At 35.8% G+C, this 22,141-nt stretch carries 23 protein-coding genes; 11 read left to right on the top strand and 12 right to left on the bottom strand.

Translation table 11 applies throughout. From position 1 onward, the window contains the following. The first annotated feature begins 99 nt into the window (after nucleotides 1-99). Nucleotides 100-1,668, top strand: a complete 1,569-nt coding sequence (locus HLV59_RS09950; protein ID WP_171429878.1) for a histidine-type phosphatase — start codon at nucleotides 100-102, stop codon at nucleotides 1,666-1,668. 106 nt (nucleotides 1,669-1,774) lie between these two features. After that, nucleotides 1,775-2,518 carry an adenosylcobinamide-GDP ribazoletransferase gene (locus HLV59_RS09945; protein ID WP_171429877.1) on the top strand — a complete coding sequence of 248 codons (744 nt, stop codon included), beginning with the start codon at nucleotides 1,775-1,777 and terminating at the stop codon, nucleotides 2,516-2,518. 71 nt (nucleotides 2,519-2,589) lie between these two features. Here HLV59_RS09945 and HLV59_RS09940 read toward each other — a convergent pair whose 3' ends face one another. Beyond that, nucleotides 2,590-3,699, bottom strand: coding sequence for a 3-deoxy-7-phosphoheptulonate synthase (locus HLV59_RS09940; protein ID WP_081175935.1), 1,110 nt, complete (start codon nucleotides 3,697-3,699; stop codon nucleotides 2,590-2,592). Between the two features lie 96 nt (nucleotides 3,700-3,795). Continuing rightward, nucleotides 3,796-4,680, bottom strand: a complete 885-nt coding sequence (locus tag HLV59_RS09935) for a sulfite exporter TauE/SafE family protein (RefSeq protein ID WP_171429876.1) — start codon at nucleotides 4,678-4,680, stop codon at nucleotides 3,796-3,798. Between the two features lie 61 nt (nucleotides 4,681-4,741). Here HLV59_RS09935 and HLV59_RS09930 point away from each other — a divergent pair, with 61 nt between their 5' ends. Continuing rightward, the gene (locus HLV59_RS09930) at nucleotides 4,742-4,858 is read left to right on the top strand and encodes a hypothetical protein (RefSeq protein WP_171429875.1); all 117 of its coding nucleotides are present in this window, start codon (nucleotides 4,742-4,744) and stop codon (nucleotides 4,856-4,858) included. On the opposite strand, the gene HLV59_RS09925 is transcribed toward HLV59_RS09930, so the two are convergent. The 4 genes from HLV59_RS09925 to HLV59_RS09915 form a co-directional block, all read right to left on the bottom strand. Beyond that, nucleotides 4,833-5,114, bottom strand: coding sequence for a DUF1634 domain-containing protein (locus HLV59_RS09925; protein WP_171429874.1), 282 nt, complete (start codon nucleotides 5,112-5,114; stop codon nucleotides 4,833-4,835). The genes HLV59_RS09930 and HLV59_RS09925 overlap by 26 nt on opposite strands. After that, the gene (locus tag HLV59_RS09920) at nucleotides 5,111-6,667 is read right to left on the bottom strand and encodes a PepSY-associated TM helix domain-containing protein (protein ID WP_216606712.1); all 1,557 of its coding nucleotides are present in this window, start codon (nucleotides 6,665-6,667) and stop codon (nucleotides 5,111-5,113) included. The genes HLV59_RS09925 and HLV59_RS09920 overlap by 4 nt, the downstream gene beginning before the upstream one ends. Continuing rightward, on the bottom strand, nucleotides 6,660-6,959 hold the full coding sequence (locus HLV59_RS18655) for a hypothetical protein (RefSeq protein WP_228721981.1): 300 nt from the start codon (nucleotides 6,957-6,959) through the stop codon (nucleotides 6,660-6,662). Before HLV59_RS18655 ends, HLV59_RS09920 begins: the two co-directional genes overlap by 8 nt. Nucleotides 6,960-7,025: 66 nt before the next feature. After that, nucleotides 7,026-9,161, bottom strand: coding sequence for a TonB-dependent siderophore receptor (locus HLV59_RS09915; protein ID WP_171429873.1), 2,136 nt, complete (start codon nucleotides 9,159-9,161; stop codon nucleotides 7,026-7,028). 221 nt (nucleotides 9,162-9,382) lie between these two features. Here HLV59_RS09915 and lpxB point away from each other — a divergent pair, with 221 nt between their 5' ends. Continuing rightward, on the top strand, nucleotides 9,383-10,558 hold the full coding sequence (lpxB, locus tag HLV59_RS09910) for a lipid-A-disaccharide synthase (protein ID WP_171429872.1): 1,176 nt from the start codon (nucleotides 9,383-9,385) through the stop codon (nucleotides 10,556-10,558). A gap of 31 nt (nucleotides 10,559-10,589) precedes the next feature. Here the strand turns inward: lpxB and HLV59_RS09905 are convergent, their stop codons facing one another. Next, entirely contained in the window at nucleotides 10,590-11,459 is an 870-nt protein-coding gene (locus HLV59_RS09905) for a DUF2797 domain-containing protein (RefSeq protein ID WP_016145162.1), read from the bottom strand. A gap of 39 nt (nucleotides 11,460-11,498) precedes the next feature. Here HLV59_RS09905 and HLV59_RS09900 point away from each other — a divergent pair, with 39 nt between their 5' ends. Both HLV59_RS09900 and HLV59_RS09895 read left to right on the top strand, forming a co-directional pair. Further along, nucleotides 11,499-11,960 (top strand): DUF6231 family protein, encoded by a 462-nt coding sequence (locus tag HLV59_RS09900; protein ID WP_057104931.1) that lies wholly within the window; start codon nucleotides 11,499-11,501, stop codon nucleotides 11,958-11,960. A gap of 99 nt (nucleotides 11,961-12,059) precedes the next feature. Then, on the top strand, nucleotides 12,060-12,650 hold the full coding sequence (locus HLV59_RS09895) for a YidB family protein (RefSeq protein ID WP_171429871.1): 591 nt from the start codon (nucleotides 12,060-12,062) through the stop codon (nucleotides 12,648-12,650). Between the two features lie 111 nt (nucleotides 12,651-12,761). Here the strand turns inward: HLV59_RS09895 and HLV59_RS09890 are convergent, their stop codons facing one another. The 4 genes from HLV59_RS09890 to HLV59_RS09875 all read right to left on the bottom strand — a co-directional run bounded on the left by HLV59_RS09890 (nucleotide 12,762) and on the right by HLV59_RS09875 (nucleotide 16,585). Then, a complete protein-coding gene (locus HLV59_RS09890; protein ID WP_031948226.1) occupies nucleotides 12,762-13,868 on the bottom strand; it encodes a porin in 1,107 nt (368 codons plus the stop codon). Nucleotides 13,869-14,124: 256 nt separating this feature from the next. Beyond that, on the bottom strand, nucleotides 14,125-14,538 hold the full coding sequence (locus HLV59_RS09885) for an HIT family protein (RefSeq protein WP_081174093.1): 414 nt from the start codon (nucleotides 14,536-14,538) through the stop codon (nucleotides 14,125-14,127). A 17-nt stretch (nucleotides 14,539-14,555) separates the two neighbouring features. Further along, nucleotides 14,556-14,825 carry a YARHG domain-containing protein gene (locus tag HLV59_RS09880; RefSeq protein WP_061874019.1) on the bottom strand — a complete coding sequence of 90 codons (270 nt, stop codon included), beginning with the start codon at nucleotides 14,823-14,825 and terminating at the stop codon, nucleotides 14,556-14,558. 674 nt (nucleotides 14,826-15,499) lie between these two features. Beyond that, nucleotides 15,500-16,585, bottom strand: a complete 1,086-nt coding sequence (locus tag HLV59_RS09875) for an alpha/beta fold hydrolase (RefSeq protein WP_171429870.1) — start codon at nucleotides 16,583-16,585, stop codon at nucleotides 15,500-15,502. 136 nt (nucleotides 16,586-16,721) lie between these two features. On the opposite strand from HLV59_RS09875, the gene HLV59_RS09870 reads away from it, so the two are divergent. From HLV59_RS09870 to HLV59_RS09850, 5 genes are all read left to right on the top strand, one after another. Then, the gene (locus tag HLV59_RS09870; RefSeq protein WP_216606711.1) at nucleotides 16,722-17,909 is read left to right on the top strand and encodes an O-succinylhomoserine sulfhydrylase; all 1,188 of its coding nucleotides are present in this window, start codon (nucleotides 16,722-16,724) and stop codon (nucleotides 17,907-17,909) included. 169 nt (nucleotides 17,910-18,078) lie between these two features. After that, complete coding sequence (locus HLV59_RS09865; RefSeq protein ID WP_171429868.1) at nucleotides 18,079-18,315, top strand: hypothetical protein; 237 nt, start codon at nucleotides 18,079-18,081, stop codon at nucleotides 18,313-18,315. A gap of 258 nt (nucleotides 18,316-18,573) precedes the next feature. Beyond that, nucleotides 18,574-18,903 (top strand): YbaB/EbfC family nucleoid-associated protein, encoded by a 330-nt coding sequence (locus tag HLV59_RS09860; protein WP_016141121.1) that lies wholly within the window; start codon nucleotides 18,574-18,576, stop codon nucleotides 18,901-18,903. 9 nt (nucleotides 18,904-18,912) lie between these two features. Continuing rightward, entirely contained in the window at nucleotides 18,913-19,509 is a 597-nt protein-coding gene (recR, locus tag HLV59_RS09855; protein ID WP_171429867.1) for a recombination mediator RecR, read from the top strand. Nucleotides 19,510-19,836: 327 nt separating this feature from the next. Further along, on the top strand, nucleotides 19,837-20,961 hold the full coding sequence (locus HLV59_RS09850; RefSeq protein WP_171429866.1) for a ribonuclease D: 1,125 nt from the start codon (nucleotides 19,837-19,839) through the stop codon (nucleotides 20,959-20,961). A gap of 456 nt (nucleotides 20,962-21,417) precedes the next feature. On the opposite strand, the gene HLV59_RS09845 is transcribed toward HLV59_RS09850, so the two are convergent. Then, on the bottom strand, nucleotides 21,418-22,098 hold the full coding sequence (locus HLV59_RS09845; RefSeq protein ID WP_079748362.1) for an FMN-dependent NADH-azoreductase: 681 nt from the start codon (nucleotides 22,096-22,098) through the stop codon (nucleotides 21,418-21,420). Nucleotides 22,099-22,141 lie beyond the last annotated feature (43 nt).

Genomic DNA, 22,141 nt, shown 5'->3' with positions numbered 1-22,141 from the left:
AAGTTATTATTTTTATATAGATATTTTGGTCTGTGTAATAGAACTGTCATTGCTCAAAACTAAGCTATTGGCATTTATTATTAAACACTCATCTGACTTATGAATATTTTATTTAAGACAACTGTACTTGCAGCATCATTATTGCTCACAGCATGTAACGATAATGATGATCAAGAAGCTCAAACTGAACCACTTACGAACCAATCAAAATACTATCAAACGAAAACGCCTTACCAACCTCAACAAGACTTAAAAAGCTATGAACAAGCACCGACTGGGTTCCAGCCAGTTTTTACAGAGTTAGTGGCACGTCACGGTTCGAGAGGTTTATCAAGTCTGAAATATGATTTAGCACTTTATAATTTATGGAAACAGGCGAAAGCTGAAAATGCCTTAACGCCACTAGGTGAGCAATTAGGTGCTGATTTAGAAGCAATGATGAAAGCGAATATTTTGTTAGGTTATGGTGTTGAAGGGATCCGTCAGTACGGTTATGGAAATGAAACCATGACTGGTATTTTAGAACACCGCGGTATTGCCGATCGATTATTACAGCGCTTGCCAACTCTTTTAAATTCACAAGCCTCTATATTGGTACAAAGTTCTGGAGTAGACCGTGCGGTAGATAGTGCTAAATTTTTTACAGCTGAGCTGATTAAACAACAACCGCAACTTAAAGATAAAATTGTTCCAGCTTCTTATACCAATTTATCAAGTGAAAGCGTGCCAAGTGTTGAAGATGGTGGCATTGATCGTTTTAAACTTTATTTTCATAGTTTGAATGCAGACGAAGACTTAGCTCAACCACTGACTGTTAGCCAACAAAAAATTTATGATGCTAGTCAGGCTTATCAAGATTTTGAAGAAAATAATAAAGATTTAGCCCAAAAGTTAGATGAGTTATCAAAAAATATTGAGGCTGAAAAAATAGCTCAAACAGTGCTCAAGCCTCTATTTAAAGCAGAATTTATTAAAAAACTTGGTACTACAGGTTATAGCTTTAGCAACACCGGATCTTTTACAGTCACTTCACCTAAAGGTGAGCAAATTACAGAAAAAGGTAAGGGTAAAAATACAATTGCTAATGCAGTTGATGCAGCAGCTTATATTTATGAACTCTATTCAATTTCTGGTGGTATGAAAGATGAGTTGAAAGGTATTGATTTTGATAAATATATGCCGTTAGATGCTGCAAAATTTTATGCTGAATTTAATGATGCCAATGATTTTTATGAAAAGGGACCAAGTTTTACAGAGTCAAATCAGGTGACAAGTGAAATTGCTCAAGGACTTAAACAGGACCTGTTCCAACAAGTTGATGCGCTTGTAAATAAAGCCCAACCTTATAAAGCAGTTTTACGTTTTGCCCATGCTGAAATTATTATTCCTTTGGCGACCAGCTTAGATTTGCATAATATGATGCAACCTTTACCTCTTCGCCAGACTTATAATTATTCAACAAGCACATGGCGCGGTGAAGTAGTTTCGCCTATGGCGGCAAATGTACAGTGGGATATTTATCAAAATAGCCAAGGCAATACTTTGGTCAAAATGCTTTATAACGAAAAAGAGACTTTATTTAAATCTGCTTGTAACTATGCACGTTACACACCAACCAGTTTTTACTATGACTACATCAAATTGAAACAGTGCTATCAGATGCAATAGATTTTCAGTTTTTGAAGTCTTTAATGGGAATAGGGATTGCTATTCCCATTTTTATTTCTTCATAATTAAATTTGTTTTTAAATATAGATCAGTTAGAGAGTTGGATATGACACCTTTTTGGATTGCATTGCAATTTTTAACTGTTCTGCCTATTGAGCTAAAGACAATACCGACGGCGCAACAAAATGGTCGGGCTATTTTATTCTATCCGCTGGTTGGGCTGATTATTGGTGGCATACTTTTTATTGCGGCCTGTCTTTTTGCCAAATTACCTATTCTTTTAGTTGCTGCAATCATTCTCACTTTATGGATTTGGCTGACAGGTGGATTGCATTTAGATGGGCTAGCGGATACTGCAGATGCGTGGGTAGGTGGTTTTGGTGACAAACTGCGTACTTTACAAATCATGAAGGATCCAAGTTGTGGCCCAATTGGAGTACTCAGTTTAGTCATTATTTGTTTACTCAAATTTGCACTGATTTATGTGTTGATTGAACAGCATCAAACGTTATTTTTAGTCTTTGTTCCCATCCTTGGTCGTGTGGTGCCATCTATTTTGTTTTTAACTACGCCATATGTCCGTGAAAAAGGTTTAGGGCGTTCTTTGACTGATCACTTACCTAAAATGACTTCTTGGATAATTGCAGGCTTAGTTATGCTGCTACCTTTATATTGGAAATGGCAAGGACTTATTGCCATAATTAGTTTTTTAATTGGCCTTGTTTATTTAAGACATCTGTTTATTAAAAGAATTGGCGGTATTACAGGTGATACGGTGGGGGCAGCGATTGAGCTAAGTGAAACGGTACTGCTTTTTGCTTTTGTTGTGAGTTATTTTTATTTAGTTTGATTTTGAATTTCACCCAAAAATAAAAAAGCCCTCAAGAATGAGGGCTTAATTTTCAATCTTAAAAAGATGAATTAGCGATTTGGTAAAACTTCTTTTAAAGCTTCATGCATTTCAAGCAATGTCTTCTCGGTAGTTTCCCAGTCAATACAGCCATCAGTTACTGATTTACCATATTCTAAATCACAAAGATTTTCAGGAATATCTTGGCGACCACCTTTTAAGTGACTTTCAACCATGATACCGACGATTGACTTATTACCATCTAAAATTTGTTCAGTAATATTTTTAAGAACAAGCGGTTGTAAGTACGGGTCTTTATTTGAGTTGGCGTGACTCGCATCAATCATGATTTTGTTGCTAACTTTAGCTTTTGCTAAAGCATTTTCTGCTTCTGCAACAGAGCCAGCATCGTAGTTTGGCTTACCATTACCACCACGTAATACAACGTGTGCATAAGGGTTACCACTAGTATTGATAATTGAAACTTGGCCATCTTCGTTCAAGCCTAAGAAACTATGGCCATATTTAACAGACTGCATCGCATTGGTCGCAACAGTTAAACCACCATCTGTACCATTTTTAAAACCTACTGGTGAAGATAGACCAGAAGACATTTCACGGTGTGTTTGACTTTCGGTTGTACGCGCACCAATCGCAGACCATGAAATTAAGTCTTGATAGTATTGCGGAGAGTTCGGGTCAAGTGCTTCAGTTGCACATGGTAAACCTTTTTCATTTAATTCAAGCAAGAGCTTACGACCAATACGTAAACCTTTTTCGATGTTAAATGAGTCATTCATATCTGGGTCATTGATTAGACCTTTCCAACCAATTGTTGTACGTGGTTTTTCAAAATAAACACGCATAACTAGATATAGAGTATCTTTAACCTTTTCGCTAAGCGCTTTTAAGCGATCAGCATATTCGTGAGCAGCTTTTGGATCATGAATAGAGCAAGGACCAATAACGACAAACAGACGCTTATCTGAACCATCTAAAATATTACGAATAGTTTCGCGGCCTTTTAGAACAGTTTGTGAAGCAACATCAGATAAAGGAAGTTCTGACTTAAGCTCATTTGGTGTTACAAGAGTTTGAATGCTTTTAATATTAACGTCGTCGATATCTGGCTTTGAAACGGAATTTGAATGTGTAGTCATTGCTGTCACTGGTTCGATCATACTAAAGGTTGTTTTGTGTACTGAATATACCATGAAATAATTATGAAAATCTTACATCTCATGGTATTTCAGTTTGGAAAAATCCTATTGATTTTACTATCTTTCAGTCGAGTTGCTTGTTTTTTCAGCAACTACTGCTTGTTGTACCACAGGTGCTTTCGGTTTTGCTTTGACTGGATGAACCATAAAATTCACACCAAGAGCAAATAGGGTAATCCCTAAAATTTTTCGGATTAAACGTTCCGGCATACGAGAGCTGATTAAAGTCCCAATAATAATTGCAGGAATTGAACCCACCAATAACCACATCAGAAGGGTAAAGTCGACGTTACCAGCACTCATATGTCCAAGGCCAGCCACTAAGGTAAGCAATACTGCATGTACAACATCTGACCCAATAATTCGAATCATTGGCAAGTTCGGGAACATAATCACCAGTGCCATGATTCCAAATGCGCCAGCGCCAACTGATGAAAGTGTGACGAATACACCTAAAATGATGCCCATAATGACGATAAAGCTACGTTTTTTATGGATTGCTAATTGCTCATTTTCAGTTTGAACGGTTTCTTTATTACGGAATTTATTAAAAAACTTCTCAATACGAGAACGGAAAATGATAGACACACCAGTTAAAGTCAGCATAAAGCCTAATACTATTGTTAACACAGCTTTATAGTGTGTTGACTGACTTAAATAATGCTCAAGTACCCATGAAGTAATGAAAGATGCAGGAATACTGCCTACTGCTAACCATAAAACAATTGGCCAGACAATGTTGAGCTTTCTAGCGTGAACCATTGAGCCACAAAATTTTGAGATTGCAGCATAAAGTAAATCGGTGCCAATCGCGATATGAGGTTCAATTCTAAAAAGACTAATTAAGATTGGTGTCATTAATGACCCACCCCCAACTCCTGTAATCCCGACACAGAAACCAACTAACATACCCGCTAAGATAAATTCAAAAGGACCAAACATCTTTATCGCCACTTATCACGAAACGCAGATATCTTATTCCTTTTAGAGATAAACAGTTGTCATGAATAATGATTTACTTATGCAAAAAAAAGCTAAGCAACGAAAATTTTGCTTAGCTTGTACTATTTTTCATCATTTTTTGAAGAAAACGATTATTTTGATGATCTTAGGGGATTAACTAGTAGTATAAGAATAAAAGTTACAGGCGTTGCAAAGATCCACCAACTGACAAAACCAATTGAAAATTTATAGTGTTGAATAAGAATAAATGCAAATAAACCAAATAGCATGAATGCAGCTATTTTAAAGTATCGATAATACTTTTGAGCTATCGATTTGAAATGACCTGTTGATTTCGGCGATCGATATTTTTCGCTCGCCATAAATAACAAATACATCCCTAATAAGATTAAGAGGAAAGCTATAAAAATCATGAGCTCACCTCAGTATTTAATTTATTCAGCTTTTTTTGAATCTTTTCTACAGCTTTATGCTGAATAGGTTGAATTTTGAAGAATATAAAAATTGCTAAAGCTGCAAAGATCCACAAAAATACATCTACACGTGCAAAGGTCCAATAATCCCTGAAGTTTTGTACATAATCATGTTTGAGCAAATAACTTAGATTTAAGATGGGAAGTGCAATACTGAGCATAATAAAAACGCAAAGTTGAGTTCGCCACAAATGCTGTTTTTGAGTAATTAACGCAATGAGGAAGCTAATTAGCCAGACCAAGAAAAAGCTATAAACTTCATAATTGATTGTGGTTGAAGTAACTGTAAACAATCGATTTGCACTTAAATAGGCAACAGTGGCACAAGGCAATCCAACAAACGCTGCAACATTTAAACGGTCAACTAAATAGTGTCCGAAATGAAACTTACTATTTTTACTTTGAATTTGGCGTTTAAGACTCCAAAGTAACAAACCAGAGGCAATCATTACACAACCTAGAATGCCTGAGAAAAAGAATCCTAAGCGAAGTAAAGGTTGAGCAAATGTCGCCATATGCAGCCCATAGACACCCGCGTTTAACGTTGCAATAGCACTATTATTACGTGTATCTGCCAAGACTTTGCCTGTTGAAGCGTTTAAGGTAATTTGGGCCTGATTACGGGTGATAGAGTGATCTTCTTTTTGAACAAAAGTAATTTGAGCTTGATTGGTATTCGGGTTTTTTACACTAATCGTTGATAAAGGTTGATTGCCCCAATTTTGTTGAACTTGGCTTAATAACTTATCAATAGCTAAGTTTTGAGCAGGTTGAATCGAATGATTCTCGATGACAGTTTTTGTGCGAATTTCATTAAAATATTGATAAGGATTTTCGGGATAAATCTTTTGCATCCCCCAAGGCAGATATAAATAAAAGAAAATAGCTAAGCCTGTGAATGTAATGGTTAAAAAGAAGGGTAGAGCTACGACTGATGAAATATTATGAAAGTCTAGCCATGAACGCTGAGACTTAAATGTACGTAAAGTAAAAAAGTCGGTGAATATTTTTTTATGAGTAATAATGCCTGAAACCAAAGCAATCAACATAATAAATGCGGCAAGACATACGACTAATCGCCCAACTATTATTGGAATTCCAAAAAGTTGGTAATGGAAGCGGTAAAAAAAATCGCCGCCTAAGGTCGCCGAAAGTTGAAGTTCTTTTCCTGTGTTAGCATCAAGTGTGGCATTGCCATAACCGCCGTCAGCTTTTTCCCAATACATAGTGTTGACGGGACTTTCTGGTGTTGCAACAGTTAAATACCAAGATTTGGCGTCTGGCGCGTTTTCTTGTAAATATTGATATGCTGTTTTAATAGCAATATCTTGTTTTACTTCATATTGTGCAAGTGCAGGTTGCATCCATAAATTAATTTCATGGCGATAATAAGACAAACTCCCCATTAAGAAAATGGCAAATACAAGCCACCCAAAAATTAAGCCAGTCCATGAGTGTAGCCATGCCATAGATTGACGTATACCTTTATGCATAACCCACCATACGCGTTGCAAAAAAGAAAAGGGCGCACAAAACAATTGATAGCCCAGTGAGTTTCAAAAGTGATTGGATGCAGAAACCAACAATTACAAAGACTACATAAAATAGAATTGCTATAATTGCTGCAAGAAATATAGCCTCTGCTTTGTCAAGGTTCAAAAGAAAAATTCCAGTGAGTCCAAGACTTAAATATGTCATACAGGCAAAGCCCATACCGAAAACTAGCAAGAATCGATATAAAACTTTTATACGATATGACACGGGAAGATTTACAGTTTTGGGCATCGTTACTGACACATAAACAAAGAGTAATAAGTAAAGCCAATCCCTAAATAGGGACTGGCTACGGTATTAATATTTAAACTTTACAGCAACTGTATAGTTGGCTGAAGGACCATAAAAAGCTTGCCCATCGGGGAAACTATTTAAATATTTCTTGTCAAAAATATTATTACCATTTGCTTGAAGCGTAATATGATCATTGACTTCATAGCTCGCCATTAAATTGACTAAAGCATATGCATCTTGTTTGATCGTACTGTTTACATTTGAATCATATAACTTTATCCCATCTTGCCATTGTAAACCTGCACCAACTTTCAGCTTAGGTAAAACTGGCGGCGTGTAGGTGGTTAGCAAATTAAGTGTCTGGTTTGGATTGTAGGTTCTTGCCTCGCCACCATTTTTAGTATCTTTAATACTAAATTGAGCATAGCCGAAAGAAAGATTTACGTTATCAGTAATTTGACCAGATAGACCGACTTCTACACCTTGTGACTCTAAATCACTCGTTGGTACTTTTCGATTAAGTGGATTTCCATCAGAACTGCGTAGAGGGTAATTATTTTGTTCCGTTTTAAATACTGAAAGTGTTCCTGTTAAACGGTCATCTAGCCATGAGCTTTTTACGCCCATTTCATAGCTTTTACCCTCAATAGGTTTTAAAGCTTGATTGGTATCTTTATCAATACCAGTTTGAGGACGGAAAATTGAGGTGTAACTCATATAACCTGTATATTCAGGTGTAAAATTATAGGTTAGTCCAACATATGGCGAGACTTTACTTTCACGATATGACATTGGAGAGCTATAACTTTCGCCTTTACTTTCAGCTTGAACATAGTTTGCGCCAAGTAAAAGTTTTAAATCTTCATTGAGATGTAAACGTGTCGCCGCATAGATTGAATTAATATTCTGTTTATAGTTTGCGGCTTCCGTAAAATCTGACCACGTTATAGATTGTGGTGTCCAGCTTGCCCAATCCGTAGTGGTTGCTTTTATAACATTACTATCGTTAATTGTTCCTGTAGATTGTTTATCCTGCTGGTGATTACGTACATAGCTATAGCCGAGGGTGGCCTCATGTTCTCTGTTAAAAAGTTTATAGGACCCTTCGAGATTAAAATCGACAGCATGTTTTTCTTGGTGTTCTTGACCACCCCAAGGAGTTAGAGAAACACCCGAACCATCAGCTTTGGGATATCCATAGTAATAAAGAAGACGGCTATTATGCTTGGTATCAAGATAGTTATAAGTCAGTTTAGCAGTCCATAGGTCATTAATTTTTTGTTTTAATTCAACAAAAGCATTTTGTGTCTCATTATCCCAGTGCGCCCAGTCAGGGTTAGGGTTATATGAGCGGTCATATGAAATTTGTTTACCATTGGCATCTAACAAAGGCAGAGCACCCCAGTTGTTTGCATTGGGTTTATTTTGTTCTTGGCTATAACCTGCGGTAAGTAAAGTACTATCTGTCAAATCAGCTTCAATAATACCTGCGAAACCATTTCTCTCTGACGAATATCGATCAAGGTAAGAATCACCAGTTTGCTCATAGCCCATAATACGGCCACGTACTTTTCCACTCGGTAGAATTGAGCCAGATACATCAGCTTCATAACGCTGCGTATCCCAAGAACCATAACTTACGCCGCCACTTGCTTGGAATTCTTGAGTCGGGCGTTTTCTAATATTGTTAATTGTTGCGCTTGGATCACCAAAGGCATTGGTTAAAGAATCAGCACCTTTAACTACCTCTACACGATCATAAAAGTAAGTATCAGGATTCGTATTGCTATAGTTATAACCAGATAGGGGGAAACCTACGCCATCAGTTAAAATATTTGAAATTTCAAAGCCACGAGCCATATAAGTGGTTCGTTCTGTCTCTTGATTAGATACGGTTACCCCAGGCGTGTTTCTTAAAACATCTCGGGTACTAGTAAGCCCGAAATCTTCAATTTGCTGTCGAGTAACGACATTAATGGTTTGAGGAGTTTCTTTAGCTTCGATATTCAGCTTGGTTGCGCTACTCGAATTTTTAACATTATATGCTTTGGTTTGTTCAGAAGACTGCTCAGTATTTGATGCTTTAACTTGGATCGTTTGTAAAGCTTGTACCTCTGAGTCTTGAGCATAAGAGAGGTTCGCATAACAAATCGCGCAAGCAATTACGGTAAGCTTAAATGGTCGGGGTGGGATATTCATAAGATTAGAGATAATGTAAATAATTCTCATTTATTTTATTGTTTGTAAATGTAAGCTACAATTCAAATGACATTGTTAATTTAGATTAAAATATCTTGGGTGAATGTAATTTTAGATAGTGATAGACCATGCTTAGTTTTAGCAAGTACGTTTCTATCAAGTTCAAGATTGATAAACCTCTATGTTAGAATGCATTATTTCAAATTCTTGGGTAAATCGCCTTGGCAAATCGAAAATTTAAAATAGGCATTGTAGTTGGAGAAGTTTCAGGAGATACGCTTGGTGTTAAGCTTATGCGTAGTTTCCGTGAGCAGGGAATCGATGCTGAATTTGAGGGAATCGGCGGTCCTCAAATGATTGCTGAAGGTTTTAATAGTTATTACCCGATGGAAACTCTGTCTGTAATGGGGATTGTTGAGGTACTAAAAGACTTAAAAAAATTATTTGCCGTGAGAGATGGGTTAATCAATCAATGGACTCAAAATCCAGTTGATATTTTTATTGGTATTGATGCACCAGATTTTAACCTCAGACTTTCTAAAAGTATTAAAGAAAAAAATCTTCCCATAAAAACAGTTCAATATGTGAGCCCATCAGTTTGGGCATGGCGCCAAGGACGTGTTCATGGCATTAAACAGAGTATTGATTTAGTACTTTGCTTATTTCCATTTGAAAAAGTTTTTTATGAGCAATATGAAGTTCCAGCAGCATTTGTAGGACATCCGCTAGCAAAACAATTACCACTTGAGAACCCAATTCAAATTGCTGAACAACAATTGGGTATTGATGAAAATCAAAAACATATTGCCTTGTTACCAGGAAGTCGAAAAGGTGAGGTAGAACGATTACTACCTATGCTATTAGGTGCTGCCAATATTTTGCATACCAAACATCCTGACATTCAATTTTTAATTCCAGCAATTAATGATGCTCGTAAACAACAGATTGAGCAGGGTGTTGAACAATTAGCACCTCAATTAAAAGCAAAAATTCATATTTTAGAAAATACGGATAGCGAATCAAAAATTGGTCGTATGGTCATGAATGCAAGTGACATTATTGCTTTAGCATCTGGAACGGCAACATTAGAAGCCATGTTAATGCATAGACCAATGGTTACTTTCTATAAATTACATTGGTTGACTTATCTAATTGCTAAATTCTTGGTGAAAATACCTTATTACTCGTTGCCTAATATCATTGCGGGTAAAAAAGTCATTGAAGAGCTGATTCAAGCCGATGCAACACCTGAAAATTTAGCAGCTGAAATAGAAAAACTAATGAATGTTGAAACCGCTCAAATTCAGGTGATGCAGCACTTAACCATGCATAAACAGCTTATTTCTGGAAATACAGAAGATCCGGTTCAAGCCATCCTAAATTTACTAGAGAAGTAAAAAAAGGCATTCTTATGAATGCCTTTTCTATTTATGCACGTACAATCAGCTCGTACCCTGTATATTTACGAATGTTGATAACACCGATATCAAAAATTAAATATTGGCCTTTAATCCCTTGTAAGACACCACGAATTTTTGGTGTTTTATCTAAGTTTAAAGACTTAATTTTTTCAGGATATTGTTCCACTGGGTAAACAAACTCACGAGGCAATTCATTTTCTAGTAGTTCAACCGTTTCGTTAAATTCAAGGTTTTGACTGAATTCATCACGAATAGTTTGAATTTTAGGGGCGAACTCTTCAATTAATTGATCACGTTGTTCAACCATATTTAAAGGTTCAGCTTCGCCCTTGAGGAGTTTACGCCAATCTGTCTTATCAGCAATTAAAGAACCAAACATGGTTTCAAGCTGACCAGATAAACGGCGTGATCCAACTTTTAAAATAGGTAAGGCTTGAGTTGCACCTTGATCTAACCAACGACCTGGCATGTGGCTAACACGGGTAATACCCACTTTTAAAGCACTTGAGTTTGCCAAATATACAATATGAGGCTGGAAACAAACATTATGGGCAAAATCATCTTCACGACATGTGCCTAAATGATAGTGACATGTTTCAGGTTTCATAATACAAAGGTCACATTCTGCTTTGGTTTTAAAACATTTAAAGCAGTGACCTTGAGAATAAGATTTTGGTGTTTTAGTGCCACATGACGTGCAATAAATATTACCTGTCCATTCGATTTCTAGTTCTTGTCCTAAATTAAAAGGAAGATCAATTTCTGAACGGTCTAATACAAATTTGTATTCAACATTTGCCTTGGTTGTCTGTTGATCAGTTACACTAGCATCTTTTAGGCCTGCATGCATTTTATGGCAAATGCCTTGTAGTTCCATAAAGTTTAAACTCACATCTTTCAATTAAGGGTTGCAGTTATGGCTGAACAAAATGTCATCACTTCTATGCTAGACGATTTATCAAACGAACAGCCCATTCATACTGCACTTTGTATTGGCCAGAAAATTGACCAGAATAACGCAATTCAATGGCACTATTTTACCGTAACTGAGCTTTTAAGTCTGCCTTTTACTCAGCGTTATGACTTGGGTTTTGTATTGTTCGATACTGAGGAAATGCAGAACATCAGCGATGTGCAAAAATCACAATTATTAGTAAAGCTAAGAGATTTACTAGCAAAGCGCATTGTTGTAGTGAGCAAGCGCAGTGATGAGCAGTTATTACGTTCTTTAGGGTTTACTCAACTTATTGATAAAACTTCACATGATAGTGATTTTGCTTTATGGCAATTTAATATATTGACCTATAAACATGTTCCAGACTGGTTTAACTCAAAGTTTTGGGCGAACCCGGAAAACTGGAATAAATTCCGTTGGTAAAAAGGATTTAAACCTCTTTCAAAATTTAACAATTTGGCTTTTGCTGTCTTAACAAGAATCCGCGTATGCTCATATATAAACCATACATAAGAGTTACACATGACAAATTTAAGCAATATTGTAGAAGCTTTGGCTAAGCAGGCTTTAGGTGGCAACCAGCAAGCATCAGGCCAAGGCGGTTTAGGTGGAATTTTAGGTTCTGTATTAGGACAAATGGGTGGTAATACTTCATCTGGTGCCCAAGGTGGTCTGGGAGGCGTACTAGGTTCTGTATTAGGACAAGTCACTGGCAATAACAACACACCTCAAGCAGGTGGTGGTGTACAAAGTTTGTTAATTGCAGTTGTGCCTTTAATCTTGGGTTGGGTGCAGCAACAAGGTGGTTTACAGGCTGCGTTAGAAAAGTTGAAAGGTGCAGGTTTAGGAAGTCAGGTTCAAAGTTGGGTTGATCCAAATCAAAGTAATAGCGAAGTTCCGACCCAACAATTACAGAGTCTATTTAATCCTGCTGACATTGAACAAGTTGCCGAGCAAGCCCAAGCGCCAAAAGAGCAAGTTTACGGTGCAATTGCTTCAGTTTTACCTCAGGTCATTGATTCTTTAACACCTCAAGGTGAAAGTACCAATCCTCAAGAAGCAAACCAAGACATTCAAAACGTGATGAATCTTGTAGGTGGTTTCTTAAAATAAGATATAAATCCTAAAAAAGCCGATAACTTTTATATCGGCTTTTTTTAATCAGCGCAAAAAAATAAAAGGGCATAAGCCCTTTTACTTTAGATCTGAATCAAACATAACTGATTAGAAGTTATATTCGATACCAGTACCTACAACAGTTTGTTTATCGTCTTCTTTAATCCAGTCACGTTTTTGTTGAGCAACGATACCGTAGAAGCGAGCTTGTTTGTTGATTTGGTAATCAAGACCTAAACCGTACAAGTCGATTTTACGATCTGATTGACCACTTACTTGCGTTTCAGCAGAAGCGTATTCTGCTTTCACTTTAAGTTTAGTGTTAGGAATTTTATAAGCAGCTGTTACTGCATATGCTTCTTCTTCTAAACCACGGTAAGCTTTACCAGCTTTATCGATTGAACCATCTGATTTATATGTTTGACCATATGCAGTTAGATCATCAGTAGGTTCAGCATGTTGCCATAAAGCACCTACAACAAAACCAGATTTAGCAATGTCATAAGAACCAGTTACACGGTAAGCATCTGTATATACGTCTTTTAGGCCGTAAGCTGCGTATTTACCTTTAATACCAAAGTCACCAGCAGCAGCAATTGCTAAACCAATATCTTTGTTTTCATAGCCAAGCGCAGTTGACACAGAATCAAAGCTATCATTTTTGCTGTCTTTACCAGTTTCACCTTGTTTGCTATCAGAGGTGCTTTCACCAGTTTGAGCCATGATATTGAAGGTTAAACCAGCTAATAGTTTAGGGTCTAATTCAAAACCAATCACGTTATCTAAACGGTTTTCGCCGTACATGATATTTGTAATATCTAAACGTGTATCGTCATTAAAGATGTCTTGGTTACCACCAGCAGCAGTTTTGAAGTAAGAATCATACTTACCAACTTTTAATGTACCAACACCATCAGTTTTTAAACCGATAAAACGGTTACGAGCGCTAAGGTCAGTATCAGAACCTGAACCATCAGTTGCAATTGCCCATTCAGCTAAATAAACAGCAGATAACTTGTCAGTTAATTTCTCTTCGCCTTTTACCCCAATACGTGAAGAGTTTGAGTTAACTTCGGTAACGTCACTTTTACCATCGAAATTTTTATTATCAACTTGGTTAATAGAAACATTTAGTTTGCCATACAAAGTTGGCGCTGCTTGCACCGCGTTTATGCTCAAAGTTGCAACTGCGGCAGCGAGTAGCAATTTCTTCATTGAGATTTCTCCAAAAGGTATTTAAAAATGGCGTATGCCTAGCTAACTATTTATTTTGTAGTTGACTTGTGTACAAAAAGTTACAAAAGCTCACCAACTTGCTAAGCAGTATCGGCAAATTTTGTGACAGAGAAGTGAAGAATAAATGACAGTTTTATGACGTTTAAAATTTAGAAATAAATTAGTTGCTTTCATTTTTTGATAGTTTTTAGACGAAAAAAAGCGGAGTCTAAACTCCGCTTTAACCATTTAAAAATCAAAGAACTGCTTTAATTTTTTCAGCTAATTCTTTAATTTTTTCTTGATCTCCTAACTCAACAGCATGGCGTCCAAGATGATGCACATTTGTTGGAATTAGGTGAAAATGAACATGTGGAACAGTTTGTCCTGCTGCTGCTCCAGAAAGCTGCATCAACACAATACCTTCCAAATTGAGCGCTTTTTCCATTGCCTTAGCAATCTTTTGAACAATTTGTATGGTATATGCTGCTGCTTCAGGTGGTAGATCTAGCAGTGTTACAGCAGGTGTTTTTGGAATAACTAATGTATGACCATCGGCTTGAGGCATAATATCCATAAAAGCTAGAACTTGATCATCTTCATAGACTTTTATCGCTGGAAGTTCACCACGTAAAATTTTTGCGAAGATATTTTGATCATCATATGCCATGTATTATTCCTTTAAAATTATTTACATTTCAATTCTTTCTGACGTTCTTTAATAGCGTCAAGACGTTGCTGTTCTTTGTCAGAAAACTTTGGTTTTGTCGTATGACAGTTTTCATTACCATATTTTTCTTTTGCATCAGGATCTTTAAAACAAAAGCCTTTTGATGCATAAATCAAATTGTAGTCATCTTGCAATTTTTGACATTCTTGCTCAGGTGTTGCAGCTTGTATGCCTACGCTAGCAATGCTTACCACGCCAGTAAAGGCTGCAACTATAAATTTATTCATGAGCTTTTCCTCAGTTAAAGGTATGAACCTGTACTCAATATAAGGTTTATTACCAATATTTCAATGACTATTAATTACTCAAGTGTCATTTTGGTTTATAAATTGTTCAAAGAATAGATAAAGTTATTAGATATCAAAGTCTTAAAAATATCAAGTAAAAACATAAACTTAACTTGAAATTTATATATTTTTCCATAATTTAATTTTTATTAGAACCTCATATAGCGGTTAGTAATGAGTTAGAAAGAATGCTTGTGCTAAGTTTGTAATGAACTAAAAAATTAAGCTAATGACTTTTTATTTGCTAAATAGACAGTCTTGATCTGGAATTTGGTCAATGAAAAAGCAAAATATCGATGACATTATCAAAAAAGCGAAACGTGATAATTATCACATTTTGTATTTTAGGATTAAGTGGAATTCACTAGGCTCATTTTTATTTTAGACGGAAATGGGCTTTCTTTTATTGAATAAAATATGAAAAGTTAAAATTAATTCCAGCCTCTATTTTAATTTATCATTCAACTGAAAGATGTATTGATTTTACATATTATAGCTTTTATCATATGACCATTAATTGCTGCGTTTGATAGTTTTTGTTTTGATGGCCTATTTCTAAAATGAAATAGGCTTTTTTTTATTAAAGTTATTTTTAATTAGGAAAATTTAGTACTTTATAATTGTGTTGAGCGTTCGGTTAGCCATGTTGCTAACTGTGGCCAAAACTCAAGAGAACTTGCTTGACTCGACATTAGGCCTAAATGACCACCGGGAATTAGTGTAAATGTGACATCTTGGCTGTTTGTCAGTTCACTTAATGGATAAGCCGCATCGGCAGTCACTAACTGATCGCTACGACCCGCGCCTACTAAGAGAGAGCAGTCGATATTTTTTAATTCAATTTTTTTATCTTTTAATTGAATAAAGCCGCGCTTCAATGGATTTTGCAACCAAACATTGAACAACATGTCCTGATTAATTCCACCTGGGTAATCAATCATATTATTTAAAAAGCTACTTAGAGTGGCATGCTCTTGTACAAATTGTAGGTCATCAAGATTTTTTAGGAGTTGAACATGTCCATCAAACCAGCCTTTAGGGTCAAGAATTTTGAAACCTAAAGAATTTAAAATTCCTGGGCTATGAATCAGACGTTTTGGCAATCCAGAATAAATACGGTCCTGAATTTTTTTATTACGAGCAATCACGTTGTTTATGGTTCGGTAGAGTTTTCCAATATAGCCAGAGGCATAACTGTCTATTGGACTCCCAAGCACGATAAGGTTTTTGACATAGTTGGGTTGATTTAAAGCTGTATATAAAGTGACAAATATACCAGCCATACTCCAGCCATGAAGCGAGATTTGTTCACTTCCTGAATGTGTACGCACAAGTTGTATTGCTTTAGGAATAAAATCTTCAATAAATGTTAAAAAATTAAGATGTCTATCTTTAAAATTTAAACGGCCCCAATCGACAAGATATACGTCAAAACCTGCATTTTGAAAATATTTAATAAGAGAGCGATATGGATACAAATCATATATCGCCATATTAATAGCTAGTGGGGCAACAAATACTAAAGGTTCTTTGAATCGTTTTTGAGTAGCTGCGTAATAGCGGATACGGGTTTGATTGAATTCACCAATCACTTCAAACGGAGTGCTTTGTGACAATACTAATGTTTGAGGGCGAAATAGTCGGGTAGAAAGGTGCTTGATTTGACTTTGTTCAGAGACAAGGGACTTTAAGCGTTTCATCTTGCGTTACCAACTATTTACTAAAGATTGAATAAAGTCTAAGCGATAATTTTAATGTTTACCTTGACCTTAAATACCCTAGACACTCAAAATGATGATAGTTTTTTAGTACATGACCAGTAAAGGCGAACATTTAATGAACCAGTCTGATGATTTAGAATACCAACTTGATACCTTAGCCATTCGTACCGGACATACTCGTAGTTTTGAAGGTGAGCATGGTGAACCGATTTTTTTGACTTCATCATTTGTATATGAAAATGCAGCAGAAGCTGCAGCAAAATTTTCCGGTCAGGTTCAAGGAAATATCTATTCTCGTTTTACCAATCCGACTGTATCAATGTTCGAAAAACGTTTAGCAGCTTTAGACGGCGCTGAACGAGCTGTTGCAACAAGCTCGGGAATGGGCGCGATTTTGTCAGTTGCTATGGCATATTTAAAAGCTGGTGATCATGTTATTTGCTCAAGAGCAGTTTTTGGCTCAGTTGTTGCCTTATTTGAAAAATATATTGCCAAGTTTGGTGTAGATATTACATTTGTTGATTTATGTGATTTGGACGCATGGAAAAATGCTGTACGTCCCGAAACCAAACTTTTTTTTGTTGAGTCGCCGTCTAACCCTCTAGCGGAGATCGCAGATATTCAAGCGCTTGCAGATATTGCCCATGCGAATGGTGCACTACTTGCGGTTGATAACAGTTTCTGTACGCCCGTTTTGCAACAACCATTAAAATTTGGGGCAGACCTTGTAATTTACTCGGCAACTAAATATTTAGATGGGCAAGGGCGCGCTTTAGGGGGTGCTGTTGTCGGTAATCATCAGTTATTAGAAGAAGTTTTTGGTGTTGTTCGTACGCTTGGACCATCAATGAGTCCGTTTAATGCATGGGTGTTCTTAAAAGGTCTTGAAACTTTACGCTTGCGTATGAAAGCACACTGTGAGGGTGCTCAAATTCTTGCAGAATGGTTATCTAATCATGAAAAAGTAGAGAAGGTCTACTACGCTGGTTTACCAACTCATGAAGGACGTGAACTTGCTGCTAAGCAGCAAAGTGGCTTTGGCGGTATTGTATCCTTTGTCGTTAAAGGCGAGCGTGAAGGTGCTTGGAAGGTTATTGATAATACCAAGTTTATTTCGATTACCGGTAATTTAGGTGATGTGAAATCGACAATTACACATCCAGCAACTACGACACATGGCAAACTTTCTGTTGAAGCAAAAGAAGCCGCAGGTATTCAAGAAGGTTTAATTCGTGTTTCTGTAGGCCTAGAAGATATTAATGACATTATTGGTGATATTTCACGTGGGTTAGACCTCATCTAATTAAATTATGGTAGTTCTGGAAAAAGCCACATTAAAATGAATGTGGCTTTTTTGTGTTACTTATAAGCAACAATAGAAATAAAAAGTCTACGTTTTGTTATAAATCAGTTTAAAATTTCAACGTATAAAAGTTCTAAATTTAATAAAAATAACAAAGAGAGTTTTAATCATGCTTAAACCTATAATTATTTTAGTTGCGATAGGGGCAATTGGACTGGTGGGCTACAAAGTATTTGCCCAAAAAGATGAACCAACACAGATAAGTGAAACTGTATTATTAATTAATGATGCAAATAAATCTGTTCAAGATGCTGATCTTTCAATAGAAAAAGCCAATACTTCTTTCAAAAAAGTTCCTTTAAGCGAATATAAAAAAGTCAATACAAGTTTACAGGCCTCACAATAATAATCTAAAGCAATTAGATCCTAAAGAAATGACAGCTAATTTTAATTTAGGCATGCGTGTTGTACCTAAAATAGAGCTAGAGATACTGATAGAAAACATTACTTTATTGTGTCAGAATTACGGATTAATTTGAGTTCAATGTACTAGCTTGCATGGATTTTAATCAATACAGCTAGCTCAACGAGATTAAGTTTTTATAAAGTATTGGCAGATAATGAATAATACTTTAAAGATTTGATAGAGATACGGAGTAAGGTTATGAATATCAATATGCTCATGCAGCAAGCGCAGCGCATGCAAAAAGATATGGAAACAAATATAAAAAAGGCTAAAGAAGAGCTTGCTCAAACTGAAGTTCAAGCAGAAGCTGGCGGTGGTTTGGTGAAAGTCACAATGACTGGCCGTTACATCGTAAAACGTATCGAAATTAATCCAGAACTACTTCAAGATGAGCCAGACATGATTGAAGATTTAATCGCTGCTGCGGTTAATGATGCTGTGCGTCAAGCAGAAGTGATTTCTGAAGAAAAAATGCAAAAAGCAAATTCTGGTATGGGCTTGCCACCTGGCTTAGCGGGCATGTTCTAAGGAAATTCAGTGTTTAGTGATAGATTTGAACAACTCGTTCAAGCTTTACGTATATTGCCTAGCGTTGGTCCGAAATCGGCTCAACGTATGGCTTTACATCTTTTGATGAAAAATCGAGAAGGTGCATTTGCATTAGCTCATGCTCTACATGAAGCTTCAAGTTATATACATGAATGTAGTGTTTGTCATTCTCTGACTGAACATGAAATTTGTGATATTTGTGCCTCAACAGACAGAGATGATCAATTATTGTGTGTAGTTGAATCACCAGCAGATGTGATGGCGATTGAGCAAAGCGGTAGCTTTCGTGGCAAATACCATGTTTTAGGTGGACATCTTTCCCCATTAGATGGTATTGGACCTGAAGAAATTGGTATTCCTTATCTGATTCAGCGTTTAAGCCAAGGCAAGATTGAAGAAGTGATTTTAGCAACGAATGCGACTGTTGAAGGACAGGCAACAGCTCATTATTTGGTAGAGGCGACTAAGCATTTACCAATACACATGACACGTATCGCTCAAGGTGTACCTCAGGGGGGGGAACTCGAGTATGTCGATAGCCATACCTTAAGCCAGGCAGTGCATAACCGCATGAGAATGAAATAAGCATTCCGATGCTTATTTCATTAATACAATATCAATTTAATTGAAAAACTTGTGAATTGAATTCAACTATTAAACATACATATTATTTTGGTTTTATAATAGTAGAAAGTTTAAATAGAATATGAATATAAGCATGAAAAAGATCTTATAAATTTTATAAGGGTTATTTGGAGATAAATTTAAAAATATAAATAAAAGATCAAAAAATTATCTATTTTCGAAAAATTGTTCAAAAATACAATATTCATAAAGGTTTAAGTGGCATTTTTCTGCTTCTATGTTATATATACCAGAGTTTAAAGCACTCTTTGCATTACTTGAGAAAGCATGTTTCAGTTTATCCAACAGCAAACCGAATTGGTTGATGTTCTTCAAAAAATGGATCAATGTTCAATATATGGACTTGATACAGAATTTATTAAGGTTGACACACTTTGGCCTAAACTTGGAGTTTGCCAAGTCAATGTAAATGGCAATGTCTATCTGTTGGATGGTGTTTCATTAGATCTAAGTCTGTTTTGGAAAAAGATCTTTCTCGCGCAGCAAAATATTTTCCATGCCTGTGGAGAAGACATCGATTTAATCTACCATTATGCAGAACAAGAAGACTTGCTTAAGGTCTTTGATACTCAGGTGGGCCTTTCTTTCTTAGGTCACGGTTTACAAGTCAGCTACCAAGGTGCTTTAAAACTTTGTCTCGATATTGATATCGAAAAAGATCAAACCAGATCTGATTGGTTAGCTAGGCCTCTATCGCCTCAACAACTTTGTTATGCTGCCAACGATGTTTTATATCTAATGAAGTTAGCGAGTCATATTCAAGAACAGCTTAAGCAGAAAGGGCTTTATGACTATGTTCTTGAAGACTGTAGCAGCCTAACCAAAGAAATTATTAGTAAAACCCCGACAGAATTACTATATACCGATGTTGGTAATTATCGTCATTCACGTCGTCAATTAATGCAACTACAAAACTTAAGTGAATGGCGTGAATACATTGTAAAAGCAACAAATCAGCCACGCAGTTTCATTCTTAGAAACTCAACAATGATTGATATGGTTGAAAAGAATCCACGTAATAGCTTTCAACTTTCGCAAGTGAAAGATATTCGTCCAAATGTAGTTCGTGAATATGGCAAAACTATTTTAGAATTACTTAAAGATTTACCAGCCGAAAGCAAATGGCCATCAAAGATTGCAAAACCATTTAAGGTCACTTCTAAAGAGACTTTACATAAAATGGATATGGTGCTTGCTCATGCAATAAATGAGACTTCTATTCCTAAAGAAGTGTTGCTAAGAAAAAAATGGTTAAATGCCATTCATCAACATGTTCTTTCTCGAGGGGATGAGCAAGATCTACCTGATTATCTATTAGGCTGGCGTTATGAGTTGTTAACACAACCATTAATCGAGTTATTTCAAGAAGAAAAACAAAGTTTATCGATTTAAAATTCATCCATATTTATTGTTTAAAAGGCTCATCATTGATGGGCCTTTTTTAATTAAGATTGGTGAATAATTTAAATTGGGTAGTTTTTATTTATAAATAATAGATATTCAATATTAATAGTTAATAAAGTAAATTTTTATGTTAGCTATATTAAATAATTAACTTTTTAAAAAGCTAGTAAAGTGATGGGTTGAAGTAATTTTAATTTGTAAAATTGATAATGAATTAAATTAACTTATACAGTGAGAAAAATTCAATTGATTAAACATACAGGTCTGTATATTCTTGGTTTTAAGAAAAACAATTTCAATATATATAATATATAACTATAAGTTTGTTTCGGTGCAGAAATAAAAAAGCCAACCCAATTGGGTTGGCTTTTTATTTTTAATCATAAAACTCAGTTAAAATGTCAGTAGATTATTAAACTTGAAAAATTAAGGATTCATATTGTACTAACTTTTTGTGTATAAACTGGAAAGTTGCGCTACGAGTTTCTCAGCTTTTTGAAAAGCATTTTCTAGTGATTTTATATGTCGTTCATCTCCAAACTCCTGATATTCAGAGCTAATTTCATAAATTTTTTCTACGCCTAAATATTTGCTCAGTGTACAAATGTGGGGTACAAGATGACTCATATTTTGTCGAATTCCATCTTTCTCAAACCCAAACTCTCCGCTGGAAGTAATAATAATTAAAATTTTGCCCGACAAAAGAGGTTGTAAAGGAAAGTCTCCTCGAGCAAGGTCAAAATCAAAAGTTTTATTAATTCGAATAATTTGATCAAACCATGCTTTCAGTTGAGCAGGCATACCGTAATTGTACATAGGTGAAGAAATTACAAGAATATCTGAGCTAGAAACTTCTGCTATTAATTGATCTGATATAGATAAAACATCGTGTTGAGCCTGAGTTCTTTTATTCTCAGGCGTAAATACAGCCTCAATCCAATCTTGAGTAATAAAGGGTGGAGGATTCATTCCTACATCCCGATAAATATATTCATCTATAGGCACTTGCTTTTTCCATGAGTTGATCAACCGATTGGCAATATTTTTTGAAATCGAACTATGTTTTGGATTGGGGTTAATGGCAGCTCTTACACTGGCATCTATATGTAATATTTTACTCATCATTAATTCCACAAAGGTTAAGATTCAATTTATTTTGAGTTTTAAA

Origin of the sequence: Acinetobacter lactucae (genome assembly GCF_013122135.1) — a bacterium.
Classification (GTDB): domain Bacteria; phylum Pseudomonadota; class Gammaproteobacteria; order Pseudomonadales; family Moraxellaceae; genus Acinetobacter; species Acinetobacter lactucae.
Note: the sequence above shows the minus strand (reverse complement) of the source record. Positions and strands in the feature narration are given on the sequence as shown.

Coding starts and splice junctions, on each gene's coding strand:
- HLV59_RS09950 (WP_171429878.1), top strand. CDS start 100: ATGAATATTTTATTTAAGACAACTGTACTTGCAGCATCATTATTGCTC.
- HLV59_RS09945 (WP_171429877.1), top strand. CDS start 1,775: ATGACACCTTTTTGGATTGCATTGCAATTTTTAACTGTTCTGCCTATT.
- HLV59_RS09940 (WP_081175935.1), bottom strand. CDS start 3,699: ATGATCGAACCAGTGACAGCAATGACTACACATTCAAATTCCGTTTCA.
- HLV59_RS09935 (WP_171429876.1), bottom strand. CDS start 4,680: ATGTTTGGTCCTTTTGAATTTATCTTAGCGGGTATGTTAGTTGGTTTC.
- HLV59_RS09930 (WP_171429875.1), top strand. CDS start 4,742: ATGAATAATGATTTACTTATGCAAAAAAAAGCTAAGCAACGAAAATTT.
- HLV59_RS09925 (WP_171429874.1), bottom strand. CDS start 5,114: ATGATTTTTATAGCTTTCCTCTTAATCTTATTAGGGATGTATTTGTTA.
- HLV59_RS09920 (WP_216606712.1), bottom strand. CDS start 6,667: ATGCATAAAGGTATACGTCAATCTATGGCATGGCTACACTCATGGACT.
- HLV59_RS18655 (WP_228721981.1), bottom strand. CDS start 6,959: ATGCCCAAAACTGTAAATCTTCCCGTGTCATATCGTATAAAAGTTTTA.
- HLV59_RS09915 (WP_171429873.1), bottom strand. CDS start 9,161: ATGAATATCCCACCCCGACCATTTAAGCTTACCGTAATTGCTTGCGCG.
- HLV59_RS09905 (WP_016145162.1), bottom strand. CDS start 11,459: ATGGAACTACAAGGCATTTGCCATAAAATGCATGCAGGCCTAAAAGAT.
- HLV59_RS09900 (WP_057104931.1), top strand. CDS start 11,499: ATGGCTGAACAAAATGTCATCACTTCTATGCTAGACGATTTATCAAAC.
- HLV59_RS09895 (WP_171429871.1), top strand. CDS start 12,060: ATGACAAATTTAAGCAATATTGTAGAAGCTTTGGCTAAGCAGGCTTTA.
- HLV59_RS09890 (WP_031948226.1), bottom strand. CDS start 13,868: ATGAAGAAATTGCTACTCGCTGCCGCAGTTGCAACTTTGAGCATAAAC.
- HLV59_RS09885 (WP_081174093.1), bottom strand. CDS start 14,538: ATGGCATATGATGATCAAAATATCTTCGCAAAAATTTTACGTGGTGAA.
- HLV59_RS09880 (WP_061874019.1), bottom strand. CDS start 14,825: ATGAATAAATTTATAGTTGCAGCCTTTACTGGCGTGGTAAGCATTGCT.
- HLV59_RS09875 (WP_171429870.1), bottom strand. CDS start 16,585: ATGAAACGCTTAAAGTCCCTTGTCTCTGAACAAAGTCAAATCAAGCAC.
- HLV59_RS09870 (WP_216606711.1), top strand. CDS start 16,722: ATGAACCAGTCTGATGATTTAGAATACCAACTTGATACCTTAGCCATT.
- HLV59_RS09865 (WP_171429868.1), top strand. CDS start 18,079: ATGCTTAAACCTATAATTATTTTAGTTGCGATAGGGGCAATTGGACTG.
- HLV59_RS09860 (WP_016141121.1), top strand. CDS start 18,574: ATGAATATCAATATGCTCATGCAGCAAGCGCAGCGCATGCAAAAAGAT.
- HLV59_RS09850 (WP_171429866.1), top strand. CDS start 19,837: ATGTTTCAGTTTATCCAACAGCAAACCGAATTGGTTGATGTTCTTCAA.
- HLV59_RS09845 (WP_079748362.1), bottom strand. CDS start 22,098: ATGATGAGTAAAATATTACATATAGATGCCAGTGTAAGAGCTGCCATT.